This is a genomic window from Mesorhizobium sp. M0159, assembly GCF_040322295.1.
GTDB lineage: Bacteria > Pseudomonadota > Alphaproteobacteria > Rhizobiales > Rhizobiaceae > Mesorhizobium.
The window spans coordinates 57,910-81,399 of the sequence record NZ_JAMYTF010000015.1 but is presented as its reverse complement, the minus strand read 5'-3'; the positions used below and the strand labels follow the sequence as shown (position 1 = coordinate 81,399).

Here is a 23,490-nt window from a genome sequence, read left to right as displayed (position 1 = left end):
GCGTACGCGAAGGGACGGTCAGTGACATGAATTCGATCGCCATCCGCACACTTGCGGGGATTTTGGTCCCCGATACTCCGCTTGTTGGCCGAGCGATCGAACATGCCCGCCAGCGATGTGAACCCTACCTGTTCAACCACGTGGTCCGATCCTGGCTTTTCGCGGCCCGGATCGGACAGATTCAGAATATCCAGCACGACGCGGAGGTTGTTGCCGTTGCAACCCTGTTGCATGACGTCACGCTCAATGAGGACTTCGCCGGGCCGCGCCGTTTCGAAGTGGAAGGCGCCGATCTTGCCCGCACCTTCGTTCGGGAGGGCGGCTTCGACGAGCGGCGCGCCCAATTGATCTGGGACAGCGTCGCCCTCAACTCGACGCCGTCAATCGGCCTCTACAAGGAGGCTGAGGTGGCGCTTTGCACAGCCGGCATCTGTCTCGATGTCGTCGGCTTGCAATACAGCCTCATTTCGTCAGCCGAGATTGCAAAGATCATCGGTGAGTTTCCACGCCTCCAAATGAAGCGACGGATGACGCGATGCTTTTGCCATATCGCAGAGGTCAGGCCGGAAACCACCTACGACAACTTTGCCCGGGACTTCGGCGAGCGCTTTGTTTCAGGCTACAAGGCGACTTCGGCAGTTGATCTTGTGATGAACGCTCCCTTCGAAGAGTGAACGCAGTTTCGATCCAGGTTCTATCGACACCGGTCGGTTCAGCCTCGCCCTTCAAGTGACCCAAACGCTGTGCGCCCGTCGCATGCCTGCGCCAAAGCGAATTGCCGAGGGCAGCGGTCAGGTGCCAATTTCCACCTCCTATACTTCGGTTTAGGCGCCCCAACCCAATCGAGTGGCAATACATATCATCGGCACGATAGCAACAGTTCGTCTCACCGGTCATCCTTACGCTGCAATGGATTGCAAACACCTCAAGGAGATAAGTAATGAATATTGCAGCGTCACCGGTCGCTCCGAAAGGAAAAGCCGTCGCCCAACGCGCGAGTTATGCCGAGCAGTCGCCGGAACTTCTGAAGAAATTTATTGAATTTCTTGGTGCGACGCGAGAGGGGTCGATCGAAGAACCGATCCGCGACCTTGTTGCAGTCCGAGCCGCGCAGGTGAACGGGTGCACCTTCTGCCTTGATATGCACGTCAAACAGGCGAAGATTCATGGCGAGCGCGAACTGCGCCTTTACCACCTGGCAGCCTGGCGGGATTCGACCTTGTTCGTTCCTCGCGAGCGTGCAGCCCTGGCATGGACGGAAGTCTTGACCAAGCTGCCCGAGCAGGGTGTCCCCGACGAGATCTACGATCGGGTCAGGTCACAGCTTTCCGAGAAGGAAATTTCCGATCTGACCTTCGTTGTCATGGCGGTCAATTCTTGGAACCGTCTGAACATCGGCTTCAAACCCGTCCCGGGCTCGGGGGATGCGAAGTTTGGCCTGAGCAAAGCAGCACTGAGCTAATCTTTGGAACGGGTCAGAATGGCGCTTGTTTGCGCGCCATTCTGACCGGCCAGGCGAAGGCGCCGAGCTCGGCGACCAACACTGGAACCGATCTCAGCCTCCCGGCCGCGGCCGCGAGGCGCTCTCAGGAGGGCGTCATGCGCATTGACAGTCTGCATCCAGTAATATCGGCCCGTCTCATGGTGATTGATGTCGACGCTCCACTCCGCAGTGCAGCACTCTCACTTTCCGGGCCCGCAATAGGCCTGGTCGTGGTGTGCCACGGCAGTGGGGAGGCGGCAGGCGTGCTGAGCAAGTCCGACCTTGTCCGCCATCTGGCGAATTCAGGGCCAACAGAAGCGCCGATTGCGGCATTGATGAGCACGTCCATCGTGTCCTGTGGTCCCGATGACGACCTTCATTCAGTCTGGCAGACCATGGCCGCGCAAGGCCTTCAGAATGTGCCGGTGCTAGGGGCTGACTCGAAACCGCTAGGCGTCCTCGATATCCGTGATGCGATGAAGGCGCTTTTCAAACAAGAGGAACTGCAGGAACGGCTGCTTGCCAACTACATCAGCGGGATCGGCTATCAATAGAGCTTGGTCTATCGTTTGGATATACAGAAGTATGTATCGGAGGCGTCTTAGATATAATTGACAATAAATGCCGTAAATTATAGCGTATTGAAGCAAATGGGTGTCGACTGAGCCAACGGGGTTATGAAATGTTTCGTCCGGACATAAAAGAAGATGTCTTCGACGGCCCGCCCGATGGTCTTGGAAGTGGTATGTCCGTGCAAATGTCGACGGCCGGCATCGTCCATGACCTCGGCAATCTCATTCAGGTCGCCTCGTCGGCGTTGAACCACCTGGCCCGCGATCCGAGCATCCAAGCGACTCCGGCGCTTGGGCCTGTAATTGCCGGCGCCAAAACGGCTTTGGAACGGGCTGGGGACCTTGTCCGGCAAACCATCAGCCTGGCTCGAGAGAGCCACGCGGAAATCGAATACACAAACGTAGATGCTTGCCTGGCTGAGATCGAAACCCTCGTGCGGAGCGCCTTGGATGCCAATTTCGGTCTTGAGCTTCGGGTTGGGTCCGACCTGCCTTTGGTGAGATGCGATCGCTTTGGGTTGCAAAATGCGGTTCTGAACCTTCTGTTCAACGCGCGCGATGCAATGCCTGACGGCGGTTTCATCTCGATCGATGCCGGCTTGGCCTCTGAAAGCTCTACCGCCGGTCAGGTAGATATCCGTGTCGCGGATAACGGTATCGGGATGACCAGCGAGACAATGGTCTGCGCCTTCGATCCGTTCTTCACCACCAAAAGCGAAGGCCTCGGCGGCGTCGGTTTGCCGATGGTGAAGCGCTTTGTCGAGCAGTCAGGCGGAAGCATCGACCTTCAGAGCACGCTCGGGGCAGGCACGACCGTCACTCTGCGGTTGCCTGCGGTGCGATAGCGGCCGGCCAATCTCCCCCCGGTGACAGACGTGACATACAATCGAGAGATAGAGATGGATGCACAAGTCGTTGAAAACGTCCAACAGCACCGTTTCGAGTTGCCGATCGCCGGCGATATGTTTGCGGCGGCCTACTATCGGCTCGAGGGCGGGCAGGTCGCGCTGATACACACCGAAGTCCCGTCGGAATTTTCCGGACAAGGGATCGCGTCGCGATTGGCCCAAGGGACCTTCGAACTGCTCCGCAAAACCGGCCGTAAAGCGATCTTGAAATGTCCCTTCATGAGCCGCTTTTTCGCCAAGCACCCGGACTATGCAGATGTCGTCGACGGCTAGTCAGGGCACCAATGTTGAGGGTTTCCCAAGGATCTATCCAAATGCCTGACGAGTATGATTTGCAGAGGTTCGTCAGCGCACAGGATCCGGTCTACGACGACGCGCTGGCCATTCTACGTCGAGGGATGATGTGCACTCCCTATATGGAGTTCATCTTCCCAAGGTTGGCCACCAGGCGAAGCGGTACTGCGCCTGAGCCATATGCAATCACATCGCTCGACGAAGCCAGCGCCTATCTGTCATTTCCGATCCTTGGAGGCCGTTATCGGGAATGCGTTGGCACCCTGCAGCGGCTCTCCGGCCTAAGCGCTCGCGCTGTCTTCGGTGACGTTGATGCGAAGAAGTTGCACGCGTCCCTGACGCTGTTTTCCGAAGCAAGCAACGACGAGTTCCTCCTCGAGACAATCTTCGACGTCTGGTTCGACGGTTTGCTCGATGAGGAAACGATGAACGATCTCTACTTGATGTCGTAGTGGTCTGCCTGCGCCACCCGGCGTCAAGCTGTCGCGGCGCTGAGGTCACCATCCGCTGCCTTATCCCTCACATGCTGCCATCCGGCAGAGGCATGAGCTCGTGCTCTCCCGGCACGCCGGGGAAGCGGCGTTCGCGCCAATCCGCCTTTGCCTGCTCGATCCGTTCGGCTGAAGAGGAGACGAAGTTACAATAGATATGACGTGGCTCGGCCAGGGGCTCACCTCCTATCAGCATCAGTCTCGCCGCATGGAAGGCAGGCGCCTGGAGCACAATCTCAACGCCGCGCGCCAGAGCTACTAATTCGGCTCATGAAACGTACCGAGCTGGCCGACAATTCCAACCTCACCGGCGACGATGTAGATCGCACGCTCACGGTGTTCGGGTTTCACCTGGTAGCGCGCACCGCTCGTGAGCACAATTTCGGCATAGACCATGTCGGAGAACGTCCGGTGGCGTGCGCTCGGAATGAACGATGCCCGACCCGGCCGTCATCCAGTTGGCCTCGCCAGGACGGATGGTCTGCACTTTACCCAAATTGTCGCGATGGACGATCTCGCCATCGATCAGGTAGGTCACGGCCGCAACGCCGATCTGCGGATGCGGTCCCATATCGAAACCGTGACCTGCGTCGAACATAGCGGGGCCGAAATGGTCGAACAGGATGAAGGGCCCGATCATCAGGCGATTCGAGGACGGCAATACGCGCCTTATCTTCAGTCCGTCCGCAAAATCACGGATAGCCGGCTGGATGAGTGTATCGATGCCTGTGATATCGCTTTGGCGGATGGTCATGGATCTCTGTCCTTCTGCATGCCTTATCAGCCAGGTGCTCGAACGCGCTTGAACGGAGCGGCGCGAAAGACTGTCTGAATGGCTTTGAGGAGCGCGAATTTGGAGCCCGCGTGGTGCTGTCCGGCGATGCCGCTTTCATTAAGAGCCGACACCCTCATCGACAGGATCGCGGCAAGATCTTCGGCCATTTCGGGCCTGTCGTGCAGCAGCGGCGCAAAGTTTTCCTGGTCTATCTCGTAAACCGTGATGGGGGTCATTGCCCGCAAACTTGACATCTCGCCAATGCCGGCGAGCAAGCCGGTCTCGCCGAAGAAATCGCCAGGTGCAAGCCGGCCGATCTCCTGCAGTTGATCATCGCCCTCGCCAATTTGCCGGACGATGACTCCCGTCCGTACGATCATAAGCGACGGCAGCATCTCTCCCTGTCGTGCGATGATTTCGCCCTTATGGTAGGTGCGAACCGAGGCCGCTTTGGCGAGCGACTCCTGCTCGGTATCCGTTAGCGCCGAGAATACCGGTATGGAATTGATGAGTTCGATCGGGGTGAAGCCATGGGAGGCCGCCATCTCGTGGCCCGGCCGGTTGGTCATGGCAATCGAGCCCGAAAATGGCTCCGCCAGCAGCATGCCGGTCGACTTTGAATGGCGATAAATGAGATCGAAGATTTCGTTCCGAGCGGCACTTCGCTGGTCGATACTTGCGACGCGAAAAAACAACTCGATCTCGATAGCTGCGGCATCCAGGCTTCTGATGGTGACCGAAGGCGAAGGCTCCTGGAGGATTGAATTGCAGCTCAGCAAGACAGTGCGCATGAGCTCTACGATGATCGCCGGCGTCTTCGTTGGCGCCACCTTGACGGTTACGGCAAGTCCATGGCTCTCGTCCGGACCGCTTAGATTTGTTACCCCGATCTTGGCGAGAAGGCTGTTTGGCAGCGCCACGACATTGTGGGTCGGGGTCAGAAGTTGGGTCGACCGCCAGTTGGTCTCGACAACGCGGCCTTCGGTTCCGTCGCCTAGAATGATCCAGTTTCCAAGCACGTAAGGGCGGCCGAGGTTAAGCGCGATCGCCGAAAATACGTCACCAAGCGTATTCTGGAGCGCCAGTCCCAGGATGACGGCAAACACGCCCGACGTGGCAATGAGCGTTCCGACCGGCACTGCAAAGACAAACGCCAGGATCGACAGGAACATTCCAGCGTAGACGACACCGACCACGACGTCCTGCAGGAGACGTGCCTCGCGCGGCTTTCGCTCGAAGACGAGATAGATACGGACAAATCCGATTAGCGCCCAGGCAAGGTGAACCCACCAGAGCAGCTTGACCGAGCCGATGAGGATCGCTCCTCCGGTTGTCTCGTTGTCCCCTGCGGTCTCGTATGGCACGACGCGCAGGTCGAGAACCATGGCCGACATGGCGAGGAAAAAGCCGAGTTGGACGACCAGCTTCGCATTGGCGAAGCGTCTGGGGATGAGGGACCAAACGACGATCCCGGCGAGGCCGAGCAACACGATGTAGACCAGAGGAGAGTTCCACCAGCTCATGAACGATCCCCGCGATGCCAAGTTCAATGTTTGGTCTCCGGCCCGGCGATCGGGCCTCTGCCGCTGGCCTTGTCTTTTTCAAGAACTGCTTCGGTGATCGAATTCGGCAGCCGTCGCGGCTTTTCGATCAGCCCGAGCACCGGCATGGCGATAATGAAGAACGCAAAATAGTAAAGCGTCGCCAGTTGGGACATGACGACGTATGCGCCTTCCGCCGGCCGGGAGCCGAGCCAGCCGAGAAAGAGGGCATTGGCAACGAACAGCCAGAAGAGCACCCTGTACCAGGGCCGATAGTCCGCCGAGCGCACCTTCGAGGTGTCGAGCCACGGCACCAGGAACAGCACCGCGATCGAGCCGAACATCGCGAGCACGCCGCCGAGCTTGGAATCGATGGGCCCGATATTGAAGGTGATGGCCCGCAGGATCGCGTAAAACGGCAGGAAGTACCATTCCGGGACGATGTGGGCCGGCGTCTTCAGCGGATTGGCGATGCTGCTATTGTCGGGATGGCCGAGGTAGTTCGGCAGGTAGAAAACGAAATAGGCGAAGAAGAACAGGAACACGAGGATGCCGAAGGCATCTTTGACGGTGGCATAGGGCGTGAAGTCCACGACATCAGTTTTCGATTTGACCTCGATGCCGGTCGGATTGTTCTGGCCGACGACGTGAAGCGCCCAGATATGCAAGGTCACCACGCCCGCAAGCACAAATGGCAGCAGGTAATGCAGCGCAAAGAAGCGGTTCAGCGTCGGATTGTCGACCGCGAACCCGCCGAGCAAAAGCTGCTGGAGCCAGTCGCCGATCAGTGGGACGGCGGTGAAGAAGTTGGTGATGACAGTAGCGCCCCAGAACGACATCTGTCCCCAAGGCAGCACGTAGCCCATGAAGGCCGTCGCCATCATCAGCAGGAGGTTGGTGCAACCGAGCACCCACAGCAGCTCACGCGGCGCCTTGTACGAACCATAGTAGAGCCCGCGGCAGATGTGGAGGTAGACGGCAATGAAGAAGAACGACGCGCCGTTGGAATGGAGGTAGCGCAGCAGCCAGCCCGAATTCACGTCGCGCATGATCTGCTCGACCGAGTTGAAGGCCAGCCCCGTATCAGGGGCGTAATGCATCGCCAGCACGATGCCGGTCAGGATCTGTGAAACCAGCATGATCGTGAGAATACCGCCGAACGTATAGGCGTAGTTCAGGTTGCGCGGCACCGGATAGACGATGAAGCTGTCATAGACCAGCCGCGGCAGCGGCAGGCGGGCATCGAACCAACGTTCGATTCTGGTTTTGGGCGTATAGGTCGAGTGTTTGTCGCCGCTCATCGAAATGCCCCCTGCCTCAGCCGATACGGATCTTGGTGTCGGAAATGAACTGGAACACCGGCACCGCCATGTTCTCCGGCGCCGGCCCCTTCCGGACGCGGCCGGCGGTGTCGTATTGCGAACCATGGCAGGGGCAGAACCAGCCGTCGAAATCGCCTTCCTGACCATGCGGGATGCAGCCGAGATGGGTGCAGACCTGGATCATCACCACCCAGGCTTCCTTGCCCGGCATAGTTCGATTGGCGTCGGTTGCCGGCGCATCGGCCGGCAGGTTGGCGTTGCGGGCAATTGGATCCTTGAGCTCGGCGAGACTGACTGCCTGGCCGTCCTTCCTCTCTTTTTGGGTGCGGTTGCGCACGACCACCGGCTTGCCGTGCCAGTCGACGATCAGCGACGTTCCCGGCGTCAGCGAGGAGACGTCGACCTCGATCGCGGCGGGCGCTTCGACGCGCAATGTGTGCTCGGCTGTGGGGGTTTCGGAAAGGTCGGCCATGATGGCGACTCCTATTGTTGGAAGCTGCGTCATCGCGTTGGTGGCAATCGAGCAAAAGCAGGCCACGGCTTTCGCCTTTCCAGTCTGCTCACGTCGCGTGAAATATGCCGGCCGTGGCCGGGTGTGAGCCATCGTGCCAACGGCACGTGCGTCCAATACTTTCGTTTAGGATTTCCTGAGCGAAGGACTGGCAGGGCTGGCGATGATGCCATCATGGAAGGTTCTGGATTCCTCCAGATAAACGTTGGCCACTGAGCTGGCATACGCCCCGGCATTGCGCACGGCGATCCCGAACTTCAGCCCGACCATACCTCGGCATAGGCACGCCTGGCTGTCGGTGTCGTAGTCGTCGTCTCCGCCAAGTGCGAGTTTCTGGAGCGGTTGTCTCGCGTGGCGCGGGGCAGGTTTTCCGCCGGGCGACGACCAATTGCGGGATTCAATCGGGTTTAGAAAAGGGAAAAGCGGTGAAACTCTACTACAGCCCTCTCGCCTGCAGCCTGGCGGACCACATCGCTCTGGAAGAGGCCGGTGTTCCCTTCGAGCGCGAAAGTGTGAACCTCAAGACCAAACGGACAGGCTCCGGGGATGATTTCACTACCGTCACGCGCAAGGGCTACGTTCCAGCCCTCGTGCTGGATAGCGGCGAAACGCTGACGGAAAATATCGCCGTCCTCGACTGGATTGCGTCGCAATACCCGCCACTGGGAGTGGCGGGGCCGTTGGGCCGTACCCGCCTTCTCGAAGCGCTGACCTACGTCTCAACTGAAATACACCGAAGCTTCAAGCCGATGTGGCACCAAAGCAGCGATGCCGAAAAGGCCAAGGCGAGCGCGACGATTACGAGCCAACTCGAGTTCTTCGCTGACGGGCTCGAGACCGACTATCTGTTCGGCGACAAACCCAGCGTCGCGGATTTTTATCTTTTCGTGATGCTGCTTTGGGCGGCCCGCTTCCACGTCCCTGTTCCCGCGCCTTTGCAAGCCCTTCGCGTCCGAATGGCTGCCCGACCGGCCGTGCGCATCGCAATGGATCGTGAGGGCCTCGTCTGAAGCCGAGGGCGACTTCGAGCATAAGATCAGATGCAACATATCCTCTCGCCCAAACAGAAGATCAGGAGTCATTCTCATGCTGCCGTTCCTGCGGATGCTACATCCAGCCGCTTCCAAGCGCGGGGATGGCCTACGTCTCGAATTTCTCCGGAGGGAAATCGAGGAAACGCTGGACCTTACCGACGTTCAGTCAGAGCTCGCCGCACTGCCCCCTGGCCGAGTGGTTGCAATACTGGATTCGCCGCAGTCACCGTCGAAATAAGCGCAATATTTCCTGTCGGCCGATGCAGCGGCCGGTCTAGTTGTTCCCGCTTGTTGGTCATCATAGAGGCTTCATCATGAATGCGAGTAAGGCTCCCGACACGGTCGATCATCGCCGCCGGCGCATTGTCGGTGCGACAGCAATGACGTTCGCCGCCACCGAACTCGGCTTGAGCGCGCCGGCAGCCACTTGGATGGTCGAGGCGAGGGCGTCCGCGACGCAAGCCAGGCCGGAATCATTCGGCTCGCTCAGACAGGTCAATGCCGAAAAACTGAGCGTCGGATATGCGGAGCTGGGGCCTGCCGAAGGTGCTCCAGTGATCCTGCTTCATGGCTGGCCCTATGACATTCACACCTACACCGACGTCGCTCCTCTGCTTGCCGCAAAGGGGTACCGCGTGATTGTGCCCTACCTGCGCGGCTACGGCACTACGCGATTCCTGTCGGACGAGACGATGCGCAATGGCCAGCAGTCGGCGCTCGCCGCGGATACGATCGCCCTGATGGATGCGCTGGGGATCGAAAAGGCCACGATCGCCGGCTGCGACTGGGGCGCCCGAACGGCCAATGTCGTTGCCGCGCTCTGGCCTGAGCGTTGCAAGGCGATCGTCTCGGTGAGCGGCTATCTCATCGGAAATCAGCAGGTCGGCATGGTGCCGCTGGCACCGGAGGCGGAGCTTCAATGGTGGTATCAGTATTACTTCGCCACGGATCGCGGCCGCGCCGGCTACGAGAAATACACGCGCGATTTCGCCAAACTCATCTGGCAACTCGCTTCGCCGCAGTGGAATTTCGACGATGAAATCTTCCAGCGCAGCGCCGCAGCCTTGGACAACCCGGATCACGTCAGCATCGTCATTCACAATTACCGCTGGAGGCTCGGCCTGGCACAGGGCGAGCCGGAATATGACGGTCTGGAAAACCGGCTGGCCGAAGCTCCCGTGATCACAGTGCCGACCATTACCCTTGAGGGTGATGCCAATGGCGCACCCCGTCCCGACAGCAGTTCCTACGCCAAGAAATTCTCGGGCAGATACACGCACCGGATCATCACCGGCGGTATCGGCCACAACTTGCCTCAAGAAAGCCCGCAAGCCTTTGCCCAGGCTGTCATCGACGTTGACGAATACTGATCAGGCAAGCTGAGTGAGCTGCTGATGCCTGCGCTGGATGGGCGGCGAGGACATGATGGTTGCGAGCTGAACATCGAGGCGCGGCCTTGCTCCACATCGACGTTGCGCTTGACTCGTCCATATTATCCATAATAAATCATACATATCGCCTTCAAAAAAAGGCGGCAGGTCTGGGAGGACCAATGAAAATTACGGCCATCAAGGCGCGCGTCTGCAATGCGGAAATGCGCAACTGGGTTTTCGTCCGGGTCGAAACCGACGAGCCCGGGCTGTTTGGCTGGGGTGAGGCAACGCTGGAATGGAAGACCCGAGCCGTCGTTGGGGCGCTTCAGGACCTTGAGGCCCTGCTCATCGGGCAGGATCCGCGCAACGTGGAGCAGTGCTACCAGATACTTACGCGCCACGGATTTTGGCGTCTTGGCGTCGAGGGAATGTCTGCCGTCAGCGGCATTGAGATCGCGCTCTGGGACATCCTGGGCAAATCATTGGGAGTCCCCGTCTGGCGCCTTCTGGGCGGACAGGTTCGCGACTATCTGCGCACCTACACGCATCTCGGCCTCGGAGACATGAAGGCGGTCTATGAGACCGGATCCGCGGACGCGATCGTGGAACGCGGACGCATCGTGACGCAGGCAGGCTACGACGCTGTCAAGGTCGTCTGCATTCCCTACACCCACTACGTATCGCCTGCGAAAGCCGTTGATTCTGTCGCCAACATGGTTGGCTCACTTCGCGAGGCCATAGGTCCGGACATCGGCATCATGGTCGATTTCCATGGACGCCCTGCATCCGTTAACGCTGCGATGGATTACCTCAAGGCAATCGAGCCGGCCCGCATCATGTTCGCGGAAGAACCCGTGCCGCCCGAAGATGTTGCCGGACTGGCGCATATCACGGCGCGATCGGCCGTGCCGATCGCTTCCGGCGAGCGGCTGATCGGACGTCGCGAATTCACGCACTCGATCGCAGCCCGTGCCTTCAACATTGCCCAGCCTGATATCTGCCACACTGGCGGTCTGCTGGAGACAAAGAAGATCGCGGCCATGGCGGAAACGGCAGGCATCGGCCTTGCGCCGCACAACCCGCTCGGTCCGATCGCTGGCGTCGCTGCTCTTCACTTCGGCATATCGACGCCAAACGTCGTCATTCAGGAGGAGATGTCCGGTGCCGTCGCCTGGTACGACGAGGTCGTTACCTGGCCAATTCGGCGTAAACCAGGCCGCTGGGACTTGCCCGAACTGCCGGGCCTTGGCGTCACCGTCAATGAGGACGTGATCGCGCGTCACCCCTTTGAGCAGGAAGTGCTGCATGCCCGCAATGCCGTCATGCCGGACGGCACCGTGGTTGACTGGTGAATGCAATGGCAGGCCGGCTGCAAGGAAAGGTCGCAATCGTCACGGGCGCCGGCCAAGGCATAGGTGCCGCCACCGCCCGGGCTTTTGCGATGCATGGGGCAAAGACCGTCATTGCTGAACTGAATGCGGCAAGCGGGAAAGCGGTCGCCGACAAATTGCGGGCCCAGGGCGCGGACGCCCTGTTCATCGAGACGGACGTCACCGACGCATCCGCAGTCGCGGACATGATCGCGCGGACGATCACGGCCTATGGCGGCGTCGACGTTCTCGTCAACAATGCCGGCGCCAACGTCTTCTACGAACCATTGATGATGCCGGATGAGGAATGGGAGCGCTGCCTCAAGCTCGACCTCCAGGCCGCGTGGTTCTGCGCCAAGGCGGTTTTGCCGACGATGCTGGCGAAGGGCTCGGGGTCCATCGTCAACATAGCGAGCTGTCACGCCTTCCAGATCATTCCCCATACGTTCCCGTATCCGGTCGCCAAGCATGCACTTTTGGGCCTGACCCGTTCGCTGGCCATCGAATATGCCGCACGCGGTATCCGGGTGAACGCGATCGCCCCCGGCTATATCGAGACGCCAATCGCGGAAGCCTACTGGAACACATTCCCGAACCCCGCCGAGGAGAAGCGGCGAGCCTACGACCTCCATCCGCCCAAGCGAATTGGCCGGCCGGACGAGGTTGCAATGACGGCGGTTTTCCTCGCTTCGGACGAAGCGCCGTTCATAAATGCCGAGACGATCACCATCGATGGTGGGCGCTCGGTTCTCTACCACGACTAGCAACCACCATTGAGCTCAGGGAGGATCTTCATGAAAACCACAACAAAGGCTTTGGCGACATTTGCGGTACTGGCTGCCGGACTGATGAGTGGCGCAGCAAGCGCAGACGACATCAAGATCGGCTACATCAACAAGATGGGAGACCATCCATGGTTTGTCGCCGAAGTCGGCGGCGCCAAGAAAGCGGCTGAGGCGGCAGGGGCCGCGTTCGTGTCGCAGGACGTTCAGTTCGACGCCAATTTGACGATCACGACCTTCGATACGATGGTCGGCGATGGCGTGAAAGGCATCGCCATCGTCGTCCCCGACAAGGCGCTGGGACCGGTCATCGCTGAGAAAGCAAAGGCCGCAAAAATTCCCTTGGTGGCGGTGGACGACGATATCTACTACCAGGATGGCACCCAGGTCCCCTATGTCGGCATGAATGCTTACAATATCGGTGCGCGGGTGGGCGAAGAGCTTGCCAAGCTCTACAAGGCTGAAGGCTGGGCGGGCAAAGAGGTGCGCATCGCCTCGATCGAGGACCGCAAGGCCGATACCTGCATGCAGCGCAACAAGGGCGCGGAAGAAGCGTTCCTGAAGGCGGTGCCCGATTTCAAGCCGGGCAGCATCGTTCGCGTCCCCTACGACAATACGATGGTCAACGCCATCGATGTGATGACCACCGCATTGACGGCCAATCCCAGCGTCACGAACTGGATATTCTATTCATGCAACGATGACGGCGTGCTGGGTGGTGCGCGAGCACTGGAGAATGCCGGCTATTCCGCAGACCAGGGCATGGGGATCGGCATCGACGGCAGCCGCGCCTGCGATGCCTTCGGATCCGGAAAGCCCTCGGCGTTCCGTGGTACGATGTGGCTCAATTCGGAAAATCATGGCGCGCTGGCGGTGAAGATTCTCTTGGCCTCCATCAAGGACGGAACCAAGCTTCCCGTTCAATCCTTCACTGACCCGGAATACATCACCGCCGACAATTTTGCGTCGGACTACAAAGCGAAGCTCTGCCACTGAACCAGATATGCGTCATGCGCCGCAGTGCGCATGACGCTCTTTGGGCCGGCAGTTCGTCGGCGGGCACACGGGATCGATCCTCGGGAGTGAGCTTTTGATGCAATCGGATTTCTTCTCGCTCGACAGGATATCGAAGCGCTTCGGCGTCGTGCAGGCGCTCGACAATGTCTCGATTGCCTTTCGGCCAGGAGAGGTGCTTGCCCTGGTTGGCGAGAATGGCGCCGGCAAGTCGACAATGATGCGAATTCTCGAGGGCGTGTTCGCACCGGACACCGGCACCGTGCTGCATGGCTCCACGCCGATCGTTTTCAGCGAACCGCGCGACAGCCACAGAGCCGGAATACGGGTCATCCATCAGGAGCCGGAGATCGTTCCGAACCTGACCGTGGCCGAGAACATTTTCGTCGGCGAACTGCCGCGGCTGGCAGGCGTCCTGCTCGACTGGCACAAGCTCGAGGACCAGACCGATAAGGTGCTTGCGACCTTCGGCATGCAGCAGGATATGCGGCCGCGGCAACTTTGCAGCACGCTCGGTCCGGCACAGCGTCAGATGATCGAAATCATGCGCGCCATACGTGCCGGCGGCCGGCTGATCGCATTTGATGAGCCGACCTCGTCACTGACCGACGACGAAGCGCGCCGTCTGTTTTCAGTAATTCGCCGGCTGCGCGGCGAGGGCACTTCGATCGTCTACATCTCTCACAGGCTGAACGAGGTCATCGACCTTGCGGATCGCATTGTCGTCTTGCGGGACGGCCGGCTGGTCGATGATTCCCCCGCTGCCGGTGCCAGCGAGCAGACCATAGCCAAGCTCATGGTGGGCCGCGACATCGCCGATCTGTTTACGCGCGAGATGTGGCAATCGGGGCAACCGTTGCTGGAGGTGACAGGCCTGACCACCGACCACGTCACCGATGTGAGCCTCAAGGTCCGCCGCGGCGAGGTGCTCGGCATTGCCGGCCTTATGGGTGCGGGTCGATCCGAACTGGCAAAGGCGATTGTCGGCTATGATAGGCGCGTCGACGGAACCATAACGATGAATGGTGCGCCCGTTGGCCCTAACAGCCCGCATGCAGCGATCGTGGCCGGTATCGGCTTTGCCCCGGAAGACCGCAAGCACGAGGCGCTGCTGTTGTTCCGAAGCATTCTTGATAACGCCTCGCTTTGCGTGCCCGACAGAACGTCGACCTTCGGCTTCTTCAACCGGCGCAAGGCACTGGAGATCGTCTCACCGCTTGCAGCAAAGATGTCGATCAAGGCGCCCAACCTCGACGAACAGGTTTCGAAATTATCGGGTGGCAACCAACAGAAGGTCGTTCTCGCGCGTTGGCTTGCGCGGCAGCCGATGCTTCTCATCCTCGACGAGCCGACCCGCGGCATCGACATCGGCGCCAAGGCGGAAATCTATCGCCTGATCGACGAACTCGCCGCCAGCGGCATCGGCATAATCCTGATTTCCTCGGAAATGCCGGAACTGATCGGGCTGGCTGACAGGGTGCTTGTTATGGCTGGAGGCCGGATCACGGCCGAACTTTCCCGCCCTGACATCGACGAGGCCACGATCCTGAGACATGCCATGCCTCAATCTGCAGCATCGCTTGGAGGACAAATTCAGTGAACAGCCTTGAGCTCAGGACAGCAACAACGCAAACCGGCAAAAGGCGCGCTTCCTTGCGCATCGCAGAGCGCATCGGCATTCACAACATAAGCCTTCTTGTTGCTCTCGCCATTCTCGTGCTCATTTTCGGCACCCTGAGAGGCGACGTGTTCTTCTCCAGCCGAAACCTGCTGAACATCGGTCTAGGCATTACCATCCTGGGCGTTCTGGCGATGAGCCAGACCGTGGTTATTGTCGCCGGAGGGCTCGATATTGCCGTCGGCGCAATTGTCGGTCTGACCACAGTATCGACGGCAATGGCCATCCAGGCCACCGGATCACCCGCCGCGGGCATTCTTGCCGGCCTGGTCCTGGGCGGTCTTGCCGGCCTCGTGAACGGCATCATCATCACCTATGGGCGGGTCAACGCTGTCATCGCGACTCTCGGTACGATGGCGATCTTCCGCGGCATCGCGTTCATCATGTCCGATGGGCAATCGATCGCGATTTTCAGCGACACTTTCCGCTTCATCGGGATCGGACGAATCCTCGGCCTGCCTCTGCTGATCTGGATTCTCTTGCTGACCGCGATCGTGTTCCATCTCTTCCTTGCCCGCTCGATCGTTGGCCGCAACATCTATGCCCTGGGCGGCAATCCCGTTGTCGCACGCTTCTCCGGCATCAACATCAACCGCTACCGCGTCGGCATCTATATCATGAGTGGAGTGGCGGCCGGATTGGCCGGGATTCTGTTGGCTGCCCGTACCGGCTCCGGGCAGCCAGTATCCGGATCCCAAGGCCTGGAACTCGAGGCCATCACAGCGGCCGTTCTGGGTGGCTGCGCCTTGCAGGGCGGCAAGGGCACGATCGTCGGCGCACTGCTGGGCGTCGCGATCATTGGCGTCCTCAACAACGGAATGATACTGACGTCCGTGCCAACCTTCTATCAGTTGCTTGCCAAGGGCTCGCTGCTGATACTTGCTGTGGTAATTGCCGAGTACCACTTGAACAGGACATGACGATGGACGCGGCGATCGCTTCGACTGGCCAAGGCAAGCAGGACATTCCTGCCGCAGATGGCACCACGTCATCGCTCAAGGATCGCATCGCACGCGATCTCGGACAGCGCATCCTCGCCGGCTCCTACGCCCAGCACTCCGTCCTGCCGACGGAAGCCGAACTTTGCGTTATCTACGGGGCGAGCCGCACCGCGCTTCGCGATGCTCTTCTGACGCTTTCGGCGAAAGGATTGATCGAGGCACGCAAGCGGGCCGGGACGCGTGTGCGCGTGTCGAGTGAATGGAACAGGCTGGATGCTCAGGTTCTGGAATGGATGCGCGATATCGAGCCCGATCTCGATTTCGTCCGCGGATTGATCGAGGCGCGGCTGGTCATTGAACCCGCTGCCGCCCAACTTGCGGCCAAGATGGCGACGTCAGGCGATCTCGCAGTCATCGAAGCGGCCTATGAAGCCATGCGCATTGCTCCGCAGGACGATCTCGCTGCGTGTCTCGATGCCGACGTCAGGTTTCATACCGCCATCCTTCGTGCCAGCCGCAACCCGGTGTTCGCCAATCTCGGCAATATGCTTGCGGCCGCCCTCAGCTTCTCCTTCCGCTTGACCACATCGGCCACCGCTAATTACCAGCAGACGCTGAGCGCGCATGGCGACGTGCTGGAGGCAATCCGGATGCGCAGGGCCGACGATGCACACGATCAGATGAAGGCGCTCATCGGGATCGCGTCGAACGACCTTCTTGCAGTGGCTCGCAAAGGCCGCCATCAACAGCCGATCGCCGCTGCCAAGGCCGATACCGTCTGAAGCGGATGGTCGGGACGATCAAGATCAGAAGCGGAGACCTGTCTGCTGAAATCGTCCCATCGCTTGGGGCAGGTCTTGCGAGGTTCGACTATGGGCGCGTGCCGCTCTTCAGGCCTTGGCCAAACGGCGGGAGCAGCAAACCGTTCGACCTTGCCTGCAACCTGCTTTTGCCATGGTCAAATCGCATCTCGGGCGGCGGCTTCATATTCGAGTCCAAATTCCACGAACTGCCTGCCAACGTCGCAGGCGAACCATTTCCAGTTCACGGCAATGGATTTTCGAGCGCGTGGAACGTCGACAGTCTGACGCAGGACAAAGCGAAGCTATCGCTCATCAGCAACGGACCCGGCCCATATCGATATCGCGCCGAGGTGAGCTACGCGCTGGCCGGGCAGGGGCTCGAGCTGAAGCTTCGCATCGTCAATCAGGCGCCGGTCAGGCTCCCGTTCGGGCTTGGCATCCATCCATGGTTCCCAAGAACGGCACGGACCACGCTTCATGCGCCGGCCTCGCAGGTTTGTCTCGAACTGCCCAGCCATCTCCCTGAACGGTTTGTCGATATCAAAACTCGTCCCGACTGGGATTTCGGCGCCCCGGCCGTATTGCCGAACGGATGGATAAACGATCTGTTTGCCGGTTGGAACGGCGTCGCTACCATATCGTGGCCGGAGCACAGTTGCAGCCTGCGGATTGAAGCTTCATCGCCCTTGAATTTCTACCTGGTCTATTCGCCATCGGACGAGAGCGACTTCTTCTGTTTTGAACCGGTCAGTCATACTGTCGATGCTCACAATCGTGGTTCGATCGACAAATGGAATGGACTGTCGGTGCTTGGGCCTGGCGAGAGCCTGGCAGCCCGTTGCAGCTTTGCCGTCAGTTAGGCGGACCTCTGCGGCGCCCTCGAATTGGCGGATGTCGGCCAGCATGTCCGGTGAGAACGAAGCCGGCTTTTCGTCCAAGCGGAGCTTGGGAAGAGGGAACTCCGGCGACAGGGAACCCGTGAGCCAGGTCGACGTTTGCCGGATGTCGCTGCGCAGCTCGTCTGCTTGAGGGCCCACCAAATGTGCCTGGCAGGATTGGATCAATGACGGATGTTGAACCAAAAGAATTCGTGCTCGCAGGCATCGTCATGAAGCGACTGGTCTCCGGCGAACAGACGGGAGGCTTGTTGAGTCTCTTCGAAAACAGAAGCGACGGGCACACGAAAACGCCAATCCATGTTCATGCGAATGACGACGAGACGGTCTACGTCATCGAAGGGCACTTGACCGCAATTGTGGACGGCGAGGTCCGAACGCTCTCGCCCGGCGAGAGCATGTTTTTGAAGCGCGGCATCCCGCACCAGCTCATGAATCCCGGCAATCAGCCCGTTCGCTATATCCTGATAGACACGCCAAGTGTGTTCGAGCAGTTTCTCGCCGAAGGTGGCCATGAACGCAGCAAGGGAGAGGTGGTCGGGCCGCCGACGCCTGCCGATATCGAGCGGCTCAAAGTAGCCGCGCCGAAGTTTGGGATTACGCTTCTGCAGGACTGGCCGGCAAGAGAGTAGATGGCTTCGTGATGGCGGCTTGGATCGCCGCTAAAGCCGGCCCTTGCCCGAGGAACCGGTATTGGCTAGCCGCCGGCAAGCCAATCCGAGAGGCTGCGGGCAAAACTTCGCGGCACGATGAGTTCGCACGCGGTCTCGCCGGTGCGCAGGAAGAGCACGGGCACGTGATGGAAGGATGTTTGCACGGCGCGGCCCGGAGCGGCGGCCGGCGCGTGCCAGTTGACGGCAATGCATCCGGACAGAAGCCTTGCGATACCAGGGCCGGCCATTTTCAAACGAACACGACCTTCGCCGAGGGGAACCGAACAGCCGAGGTCGGGGTCGACGGCAAGCGCGGGCGCTTGCGCGCTCTCATCGAGAACCAGCCAGAGGCGGCGAGGTGCAACGCGGACGACGAGTAGACCTTTGTGGCGAACCGTCTCTCCAACCGAGGTGGGAAGTTTCGTGTTGAGCGACGCCGAGACGCTCTTTTCGAATTGTCTCAGTGTCGCGTCCCAGCCCTCGATCTGGATAAGCGGACAATCCGCCACGGACAGGCTGAAATCCCGAGAAGAGGTCAAGCTAGCCATGCAGCCGTTCTCCCTGCGGATCGATGAATACCGGCGAGACAACGCGGGCGCGAACCGTTTCGGCCTTCATCGGATAGACCGCCACGACCTCGCTTCCTTCTGCCGCGACATCACCGGCAAGCAGAGCCAACCCGACATAATGGCCGCGTTCGGAGCTGAAAGTGACGGAGGTGACACGACCGCGCCCATGGCCATGGGGTTTCTCATCCGGCAGGAACAGGATGGCGCCGCCGCGCAGGCGTTTTCCGTCCTCGATGCATTCCAGTCCGACCAGACGCTGCCGGTTGGGCGCCCGGAGGGCAGGGCGCCGTCGCAGGACGTCGCCGACGAAGCCGCTGCGCTTGCCGGCCATGCGGCCGAGGCCGAGATCGTCGAGCGTCGTGCGCCCATCGATCTCCGGTCCGGCGACATGGCCCTTTTCGACCCGCAGCGCGCCAAGCGCCTCGACACCGTAAGGCTTCAGGTCGAAGGGTCTGCCGGCTTCGAGCATGCGGCTCCAGAGCTGTTCACCGGCAGTGGCGCCGACATAGATTTCGTAAGCGCGCTCGCCGGAATAACTGAGACGCAGGATGCGGAGCGCACGGCCCTCCCATTCGCTTTCGAGTAGCCCCATATGCGAAAGCGCCTCCTCGGAAACGTCGAGAGCGGGAAACGCTGCATTCAGGATCGCGCGGCTGTTAGGCCCGGCAACCGACATCGCCGCCCAGTCGTCGCTGACCGAAGTGACGGTCACGCGCAAATCCGGCCAGGCCGTGTCGAGCAGGAATTCGAGACGCGACAGCACATCGGCGGCCTTGGCGGTCGAAGTGGTCATGAAGAATCGGTTTTCCGCTAGCCGCGTCGTGGTGCCGTCGTCGAAGACAATGCCGTCGTCGCGCAGCATGACGCCGTAGCGGGCGCGGCCTACCGCCAGCTTGGCAAAGCCGTTGGCGTAGACGCGATCGAGGAAGATTGCCGCATCCGAGCCCTGGACATCGATCTTGCCGAGCGTGGAGATGTCCATCAGCCCCGCGGCCTGGCGCACATTCCGCATTTCGGCGACATAGGCGTCGTTCACGTGGCGCCCCGACTGCCGGTAGAAATAGGGCCGCATCCAGAGCCCGACCTCGAGCATCTCGGCGCCGTTCGCCATGTGCCAATCGTGCATCGGCGTGCGGCGGATCGGCTTGAAATGATGGCCGATGGCGCGCCCGGCAAGCGCCCCGATGGCAACCGGCGTATAGGGCGGGCGGAAGGTCGTGGTGCCGGTCTCAGGAATCGTTGCGTTGCGCAGCGCTGCCATCGCGGCAAGTGCGGGAAAATTGCTGGTCTTGCCCTGGTCGGTGCCCATGCCGAGCGTGGTGTAGCGCTTCAGGTGCTCGACCGATTCATAGCCCTCGCGATGGGCGAGCCCGATATCCCCAGTTGTCACATCCATCTGGAAATCGACGAAGGCTTTTTCACGTCCGACCGAAGGGGCTTCGCGAAGTAGCGTCGTAGCGGTCTCGCCGAGATCGAGTTTGGACGGAGCGGGCACCGGCGCCGACTTGCCGCAGTAGGCTGCCGCTTCGATGCCGGCGCGATGGCCGTCCTCGACGGCAGCGGCGGTCGCATAGGCTCCTATCATTGCGCCGGCGCCGAACTGGCTGGCTGAAAAGACGCCCGGCACGAAGCCGTCAATGTCGTCGCGATAGACAGGTTTGACACCGAGGTGTGAGGTGAGATGCACGGTTGGCGACCAGCCGCCGGAGATGCAGACCAGGTCACAGGCGGCCGAGGATTGTCCCTCCGGTCCATTGAGCGTTACGCGCCTGACGGCATGGCCGCCGTGCAGGTCGACGATGCGCGTTGCGGCCCGCACCACCACGCCGAGCCGTGCGGCTTCCGCGGCAAGTGCTGCGGGCGGGACGGCGCGCAGATCGGCAACCGTCACCTCCGCGCCGGCTGCGGCATAGTCGAAGGCGGTGCGCCAGGCACCGTCATTGGTGGTGGCGACAATGATTTTCTTGCCCGGCAGGACGGCGAAACGATTGAGATAGGTCCGGGCGGCCGAGGCAAGCATGACGCCGGGCCGGTCATTGTTCGAGAACACCATCGGCCGCTCGATGGCGCCGGTGGCGAAAACAATCGAGCGGGCGCGCAGCATAGTGACCGTTTGGCGGGCCTCGCCATTCGGCTTCTGATCGGTTGGATCGCGCTGTTTGACCAGTCCAAGGACATTGCCGTCATAGCTGCCGAAAGCGGTCGTCCGCTTCATCAGCGCGACGGTTTCGAAGTCCTCCAACTCGGCCTCGGCCTGCCTCAGCCATGCGGCCGCTGCGCTGTCGGACGGTTCCGCCAAAAGCTGGCCGCCAAGCAGAAAATCTTGCTCGATCAGCGCGACCCGCGCGCCGGCTGCGGCGGCTGTCCGCGCCGCCGACAGTCCCGCCGGGCCGCCGCCGACGATGGCGACATCGGCAAAGGCATGACGAACCTCATAGCGGTCGGGATCGGGGTCGGTGCCGGCCCTGCCCAGGCCGGCCGCCTTGCGGATGAAATGTTCGTAGAACATCCAGGCGCGGCGCGTCGGGCCCATGAAGGTCTTGTAGTAGAAGCCGGCGGACAGAAACGGTGCCAACAGTCCGTTGACGCTTTGCACGTCGAAGGCAAGCGACGGCCAGCGGTTCTGACTCTCCACGACCATGCCGTCGGCGAGTTCCAGCGTCGTCGCCGGCAGGTTCGGCTCGCGCCTGCCGGCGCTCCCGAGCGTAACCAGCGCATTCGGCTCTTCGGGCCCGGCGGAAAAAATGCCACGCGGGCGATGATATTTGAAGCTGCGACCAACCAGCGCGACGCCGTTGGCGAGCAGCGCCGAGGCAAGTGTGTCGCCGCGATACCCAGCCAGCTTGCGGCCGTCGAAGGTGAAATTGACCGGCACCTCGCGACTGATACGGCCACCCACTGGCAGGCGTTTGCGGTTCGAACTCATGCCGGTTGTTTCCTGACGGTCGATTTCCTGGCGAAGTCGACGGATGCGATCGCGTGGTTGCGGGTGTCGCGTTCGACCACCAGCCATTGCCGGCAACCGGTCACGTGCTGCCAGAATTCGCGATGCTGGCCGGCCGGGTTTTTCCTGACGTAGACATAACGGTACCAGGCCTCAGGATCGGGATCGTCATGGGCCGGACGCGTGACCGAGGCATCGCCGCCATAGCGGAATTCGTCATGGTCGCGCGGGCCGCAGCAGGGGCATTCGATGCGCAGCATTTTGTCCCGCCTCTTATTGCAGCCAGGCGGAAGGGCCGACTCCGGCCTCATCGAGCGTGTGGCCGGCGCGGAAACGATCGAGCCCGTAGGCCGCGATCAAGGGATGCGGCTTGCCGGTGGCGATCGTGTGGGCGAAGCACCAGCCGGAAGCCGGCGTCGCCTTGAAGCCGCCATAGCACCAGCCGCCATTGAGATAGAGGCCGTCGATCGGCGTCGGGCAGATGATCGGGCTGGCATCGGGGGTCATGTCCATGACGCCGCCCCAGTGGCGCAGCAGGCGGACGCGCGAAATGCACGGCATCAATGCAATCGCCGCCTCCGCCACCTCGCGAACGACGCCGAGATTGCCGCGCTGGGCGTATGAATTGTAGCCGTCGAGATTGCCGCCGAAGACCAACCCGCCCTTGTCGGACTGGCTGACGTAGAAATGGTCGGCGCCGTAAGCGACGACGTGATCTACCAGCGGCTTCAGCGGTTCGGTGACAAAGGCTTGCAGGACGTGGCTTTCGATCGGCAGTTCAAGGCCGGCCTTGGCACCGAGCACGGATGTATGACCGGCAACAGCGAGGCCGACCTTGCCGGCGCCGATCCGGCCTTTCGTCGTTTCGACGCCGACGATACTGTCGCGGTCGCGGAGGAAGCCGGTCACTTCGCAGTTCTGGATGATGTCGACGCCATGGCCGTCGGCGGCGCGCGCATAGCCCCAGGCGACGGCGTCGTGGCGCGCCGTGCCCGCCCGGCCCTGGAAGATAGCGCCATGGATCGGGAAGCGGGCGGTGTCGGAAAAGTCGAGATAAGGCACCAGCCGGCGCACGTCTTCCCGGTCGAGGATATCGGCATCGATGCCGTTCAGCCGCATGACATTGGCGCGGTGGCTGAAGCCGTCGAGCTGATCGGCCGAATGCGCTGTGACGAGCTGGCCGCGCTGCGAGAACATGACGTTGAAGTTCAGCGCCCGCGACATGCCCTCCCAAAGCTTCATCGAGAATTCGTAGAACTGGGTATTGCCGTCGAGCAGGTAGTTGGAGCGGATGACGGTGGTGTTGCGGCCGACATTGCCGCCGCCGACATAACCCTTTTCGAGCACGGCGACGTTACGGATGCCGTGGTTCTCGGCGAGGTAGAAGGCGGTGGCGAGGCCGTGTCCGCCGCCGCCAATAACGATCACGTCATAGGACGATTTTGGCTCCGCTGCCCGCCAGGCGCGCTGCCAATTCTTCTGGCCGGACAGCGCGTTGCGTAAGATCCAAAATGCCGAGTAGCGCGCCATGTGTGC

At 60.8% G+C, this 23,490-nt stretch carries 23 protein-coding genes and 1 pseudogene; 16 read left to right on the top strand and 8 right to left on the bottom strand.

Translation table 11 applies throughout. From position 1 onward, the window contains the following. Positions 1-26 precede the first annotated feature (26 nt). The 6 genes from NKJ32_RS16980 (at position 27) to NKJ32_RS16955 (ending at position 3,709) form a co-directional block, all read left to right on the top strand. A complete protein-coding gene (locus NKJ32_RS16980; RefSeq protein WP_352455792.1) occupies positions 27-674 on the top strand; it encodes an HD domain-containing protein in 648 nt (215 codons plus the stop codon). A 266-nt stretch (positions 675-940) separates the two neighbouring features. Beyond that, positions 941-1,462 carry a carboxymuconolactone decarboxylase family protein gene (locus tag NKJ32_RS16975; protein WP_352592499.1) on the top strand — a complete coding sequence of 174 codons (522 nt, stop codon included), beginning with the start codon at positions 941-943 and terminating at the stop codon, positions 1,460-1,462. 137 nt (positions 1,463-1,599) lie between these two features. Continuing rightward, positions 1,600-2,037, top strand: coding sequence for a CBS domain-containing protein (locus NKJ32_RS16970; RefSeq protein ID WP_352592502.1), 438 nt, complete (start codon positions 1,600-1,602; stop codon positions 2,035-2,037). Positions 2,038-2,165: 128 nt separating this feature from the next. Next, positions 2,166-2,900: a sensor histidine kinase gene (locus NKJ32_RS16965; protein WP_352592505.1), complete on the top strand. Its 735-nt coding sequence runs from the start codon at positions 2,166-2,168 to the stop codon at positions 2,898-2,900. 54 nt (positions 2,901-2,954) lie between these two features. Further along, complete coding sequence (locus NKJ32_RS16960; RefSeq protein ID WP_023674211.1) at positions 2,955-3,236, top strand: GNAT family N-acetyltransferase; 282 nt, start codon at positions 2,955-2,957, stop codon at positions 3,234-3,236. Between the two features lie 41 nt (positions 3,237-3,277). Further along, a complete protein-coding gene (locus NKJ32_RS16955; RefSeq protein WP_352592508.1) occupies positions 3,278-3,709 on the top strand; it encodes a DUF1810 domain-containing protein in 432 nt (143 codons plus the stop codon). 67 nt (positions 3,710-3,776) lie between these two features. Here the strand turns inward: NKJ32_RS16955 and NKJ32_RS35505 are convergent. From NKJ32_RS35505 to petA, 4 genes and pseudogenes are all read right to left on the bottom strand, one after another. Beyond that, a pseudogene (locus tag NKJ32_RS35505) lies at positions 3,777-4,502 on the bottom strand (pirin family protein). Positions 4,503-4,528: 26 nt separating this feature from the next. Continuing rightward, positions 4,529-6,046 carry a mechanosensitive ion channel family protein gene (locus tag NKJ32_RS16940; RefSeq protein WP_352622866.1) on the bottom strand — a complete coding sequence of 506 codons (1,518 nt, stop codon included), beginning with the start codon at positions 6,044-6,046 and terminating at the stop codon, positions 4,529-4,531. Positions 6,047-6,069: 23 nt separating this feature from the next. Further along, on the bottom strand, positions 6,070-7,365 hold the full coding sequence (locus tag NKJ32_RS16935; protein WP_352828119.1) for a cytochrome b: 1,296 nt from the start codon (positions 7,363-7,365) through the stop codon (positions 6,070-6,072). A 16-nt stretch (positions 7,366-7,381) separates the two neighbouring features. Next, entirely contained in the window at positions 7,382-7,858 is a 477-nt protein-coding gene (gene petA / locus NKJ32_RS16930; RefSeq protein WP_352828116.1) for a ubiquinol-cytochrome c reductase iron-sulfur subunit, read from the bottom strand. A 464-nt stretch (positions 7,859-8,322) separates the two neighbouring features. Between petA and NKJ32_RS16925 the strand changes: the two genes are divergently transcribed. From NKJ32_RS16925 to NKJ32_RS16880, 10 genes are all read left to right on the top strand, one after another. Then, the gene (locus NKJ32_RS16925; protein WP_352592520.1) at positions 8,323-8,907 is read left to right on the top strand and encodes a glutathione binding-like protein; all 585 of its coding nucleotides are present in this window, start codon (positions 8,323-8,325) and stop codon (positions 8,905-8,907) included. 338 nt (positions 8,908-9,245) lie between these two features. Next, positions 9,246-10,301 carry an alpha/beta fold hydrolase gene (locus tag NKJ32_RS16920; RefSeq protein WP_352828113.1) on the top strand — a complete coding sequence of 352 codons (1,056 nt, stop codon included), beginning with the start codon at positions 9,246-9,248 and terminating at the stop codon, positions 10,299-10,301. An 86-nt stretch (positions 10,302-10,387) separates the two neighbouring features. Further along, on the top strand, positions 10,388-11,656 hold the full coding sequence (dgoD, locus tag NKJ32_RS16915; RefSeq protein ID WP_352828111.1) for a galactonate dehydratase: 1,269 nt from the start codon (positions 10,388-10,390) through the stop codon (positions 11,654-11,656). A gap of 5 nt (positions 11,657-11,661) precedes the next feature. Then, complete coding sequence (locus NKJ32_RS16910) at positions 11,662-12,438, top strand: SDR family oxidoreductase (RefSeq protein WP_352592529.1); 777 nt, start codon at positions 11,662-11,664, stop codon at positions 12,436-12,438. A gap of 30 nt (positions 12,439-12,468) precedes the next feature. Further along, complete coding sequence (locus NKJ32_RS16905) at positions 12,469-13,452, top strand: substrate-binding domain-containing protein (protein ID WP_352828109.1); 984 nt, start codon at positions 12,469-12,471, stop codon at positions 13,450-13,452. Positions 13,453-13,549: 97 nt separating this feature from the next. Next, positions 13,550-15,070: a sugar ABC transporter ATP-binding protein gene (locus NKJ32_RS16900; protein WP_352592536.1), complete on the top strand. Its 1,521-nt coding sequence runs from the start codon at positions 13,550-13,552 to the stop codon at positions 15,068-15,070. Between the two features lie 146 nt (positions 15,071-15,216). After that, positions 15,217-16,068: an ABC transporter permease gene (locus tag NKJ32_RS16895; RefSeq protein WP_352828106.1), complete on the top strand. Its 852-nt coding sequence runs from the start codon at positions 15,217-15,219 to the stop codon at positions 16,066-16,068. A 2-nt stretch (positions 16,069-16,070) separates the two neighbouring features. Beyond that, positions 16,071-16,871, top strand: coding sequence for a FadR/GntR family transcriptional regulator (locus NKJ32_RS16890; protein ID WP_245274602.1), 801 nt, complete (start codon positions 16,071-16,073; stop codon positions 16,869-16,871). A 5-nt stretch (positions 16,872-16,876) separates the two neighbouring features. Next, positions 16,877-17,752 carry an aldose 1-epimerase gene (locus tag NKJ32_RS16885; RefSeq protein WP_352592545.1) on the top strand — a complete coding sequence of 292 codons (876 nt, stop codon included), beginning with the start codon at positions 16,877-16,879 and terminating at the stop codon, positions 17,750-17,752. A gap of 203 nt (positions 17,753-17,955) precedes the next feature. Further along, the gene (locus NKJ32_RS16880) at positions 17,956-18,420 is read left to right on the top strand and encodes a cupin domain-containing protein (RefSeq protein ID WP_352592548.1); all 465 of its coding nucleotides are present in this window, start codon (positions 17,956-17,958) and stop codon (positions 18,418-18,420) included. A 65-nt stretch (positions 18,421-18,485) separates the two neighbouring features. Here the strand turns inward: NKJ32_RS16880 and NKJ32_RS16875 are convergent, their stop codons facing one another. Genes NKJ32_RS16875 through NKJ32_RS16860 form a run of 4 tightly spaced genes read right to left on the bottom strand, consistent with a single transcriptional unit; the run spans position 18,486 to position 23,484 of the window. After that, the gene (locus NKJ32_RS16875) at positions 18,486-18,989 is read right to left on the bottom strand and encodes a sarcosine oxidase subunit gamma (protein ID WP_352592551.1); all 504 of its coding nucleotides are present in this window, start codon (positions 18,987-18,989) and stop codon (positions 18,486-18,488) included. Continuing rightward, positions 18,982-21,936, bottom strand: coding sequence for a sarcosine oxidase subunit alpha family protein (locus NKJ32_RS16870; RefSeq protein WP_352592554.1), 2,955 nt, complete (start codon positions 21,934-21,936; stop codon positions 18,982-18,984). Before NKJ32_RS16870 ends, NKJ32_RS16875 begins: the two co-directional genes overlap by 8 nt. Continuing rightward, positions 21,933-22,214, bottom strand: a complete 282-nt coding sequence (locus NKJ32_RS16865; RefSeq protein WP_352622860.1) for a sarcosine oxidase subunit delta — start codon at positions 22,212-22,214, stop codon at positions 21,933-21,935. The genes NKJ32_RS16870 and NKJ32_RS16865 overlap by 4 nt, the downstream gene beginning before the upstream one ends. A 13-nt stretch (positions 22,215-22,227) precedes the next feature. Beyond that, positions 22,228-23,484 carry a sarcosine oxidase subunit beta family protein gene (locus NKJ32_RS16860; RefSeq protein ID WP_352592560.1) on the bottom strand — a complete coding sequence of 419 codons (1,257 nt, stop codon included), beginning with the start codon at positions 23,482-23,484 and terminating at the stop codon, positions 22,228-22,230. Positions 23,485-23,490 lie beyond the last annotated feature (6 nt).

Coding starts and splice junctions, on each gene's coding strand:
- NKJ32_RS16980 (WP_352455792.1), top strand. CDS start 27: ATGAATTCGATCGCCATCCGCACACTTGCGGGGATTTTGGTCCCCGAT.
- NKJ32_RS16975 (WP_352592499.1), top strand. CDS start 941: ATGAATATTGCAGCGTCACCGGTCGCTCCGAAAGGAAAAGCCGTCGCC.
- NKJ32_RS16970 (WP_352592502.1), top strand. CDS start 1,600: ATGCGCATTGACAGTCTGCATCCAGTAATATCGGCCCGTCTCATGGTG.
- NKJ32_RS16965 (WP_352592505.1), top strand. CDS start 2,166: ATGTTTCGTCCGGACATAAAAGAAGATGTCTTCGACGGCCCGCCCGAT.
- NKJ32_RS16960 (WP_023674211.1), top strand. CDS start 2,955: ATGGATGCACAAGTCGTTGAAAACGTCCAACAGCACCGTTTCGAGTTG.
- NKJ32_RS16955 (WP_352592508.1), top strand. CDS start 3,278: ATGCCTGACGAGTATGATTTGCAGAGGTTCGTCAGCGCACAGGATCCG.
- NKJ32_RS16940 (WP_352622866.1), bottom strand. CDS start 6,046: ATGAGCTGGTGGAACTCTCCTCTGGTCTACATCGTGTTGCTCGGCCTC.
- NKJ32_RS16935 (WP_352828119.1), bottom strand. CDS start 7,365: ATGAGCGGCGACAAACACTCGACCTATACGCCCAAAACCAGAATCGAA.
- petA (WP_352828116.1), bottom strand. CDS start 7,858: ATGGCCGACCTTTCCGAAACCCCCACAGCCGAGCACACATTGCGCGTC.
- NKJ32_RS16920 (WP_352828113.1), top strand. CDS start 9,246: ATGAATGCGAGTAAGGCTCCCGACACGGTCGATCATCGCCGCCGGCGC.
- NKJ32_RS16910 (WP_352592529.1), top strand. CDS start 11,662: ATGGCAGGCCGGCTGCAAGGAAAGGTCGCAATCGTCACGGGCGCCGGC.
- NKJ32_RS16905 (WP_352828109.1), top strand. CDS start 12,469: ATGAAAACCACAACAAAGGCTTTGGCGACATTTGCGGTACTGGCTGCC.
- NKJ32_RS16900 (WP_352592536.1), top strand. CDS start 13,550: ATGCAATCGGATTTCTTCTCGCTCGACAGGATATCGAAGCGCTTCGGC.
- NKJ32_RS16890 (WP_245274602.1), top strand. CDS start 16,071: ATGGACGCGGCGATCGCTTCGACTGGCCAAGGCAAGCAGGACATTCCT.
- NKJ32_RS16885 (WP_352592545.1), top strand. CDS start 16,877: ATGGTCGGGACGATCAAGATCAGAAGCGGAGACCTGTCTGCTGAAATC.
- NKJ32_RS16880 (WP_352592548.1), top strand. CDS start 17,956: ATGACGGATGTTGAACCAAAAGAATTCGTGCTCGCAGGCATCGTCATG.
- NKJ32_RS16875 (WP_352592551.1), bottom strand. CDS start 18,989: ATGGCTAGCTTGACCTCTTCTCGGGATTTCAGCCTGTCCGTGGCGGAT.
- NKJ32_RS16870 (WP_352592554.1), bottom strand. CDS start 21,936: ATGAGTTCGAACCGCAAACGCCTGCCAGTGGGTGGCCGTATCAGTCGC.
- NKJ32_RS16865 (WP_352622860.1), bottom strand. CDS start 22,214: ATGCTGCGCATCGAATGCCCCTGCTGCGGCCCGCGCGACCATGACGAA.
- NKJ32_RS16860 (WP_352592560.1), bottom strand. CDS start 23,484: ATGGCGCGCTACTCGGCATTTTGGATCTTACGCAACGCGCTGTCCGGC.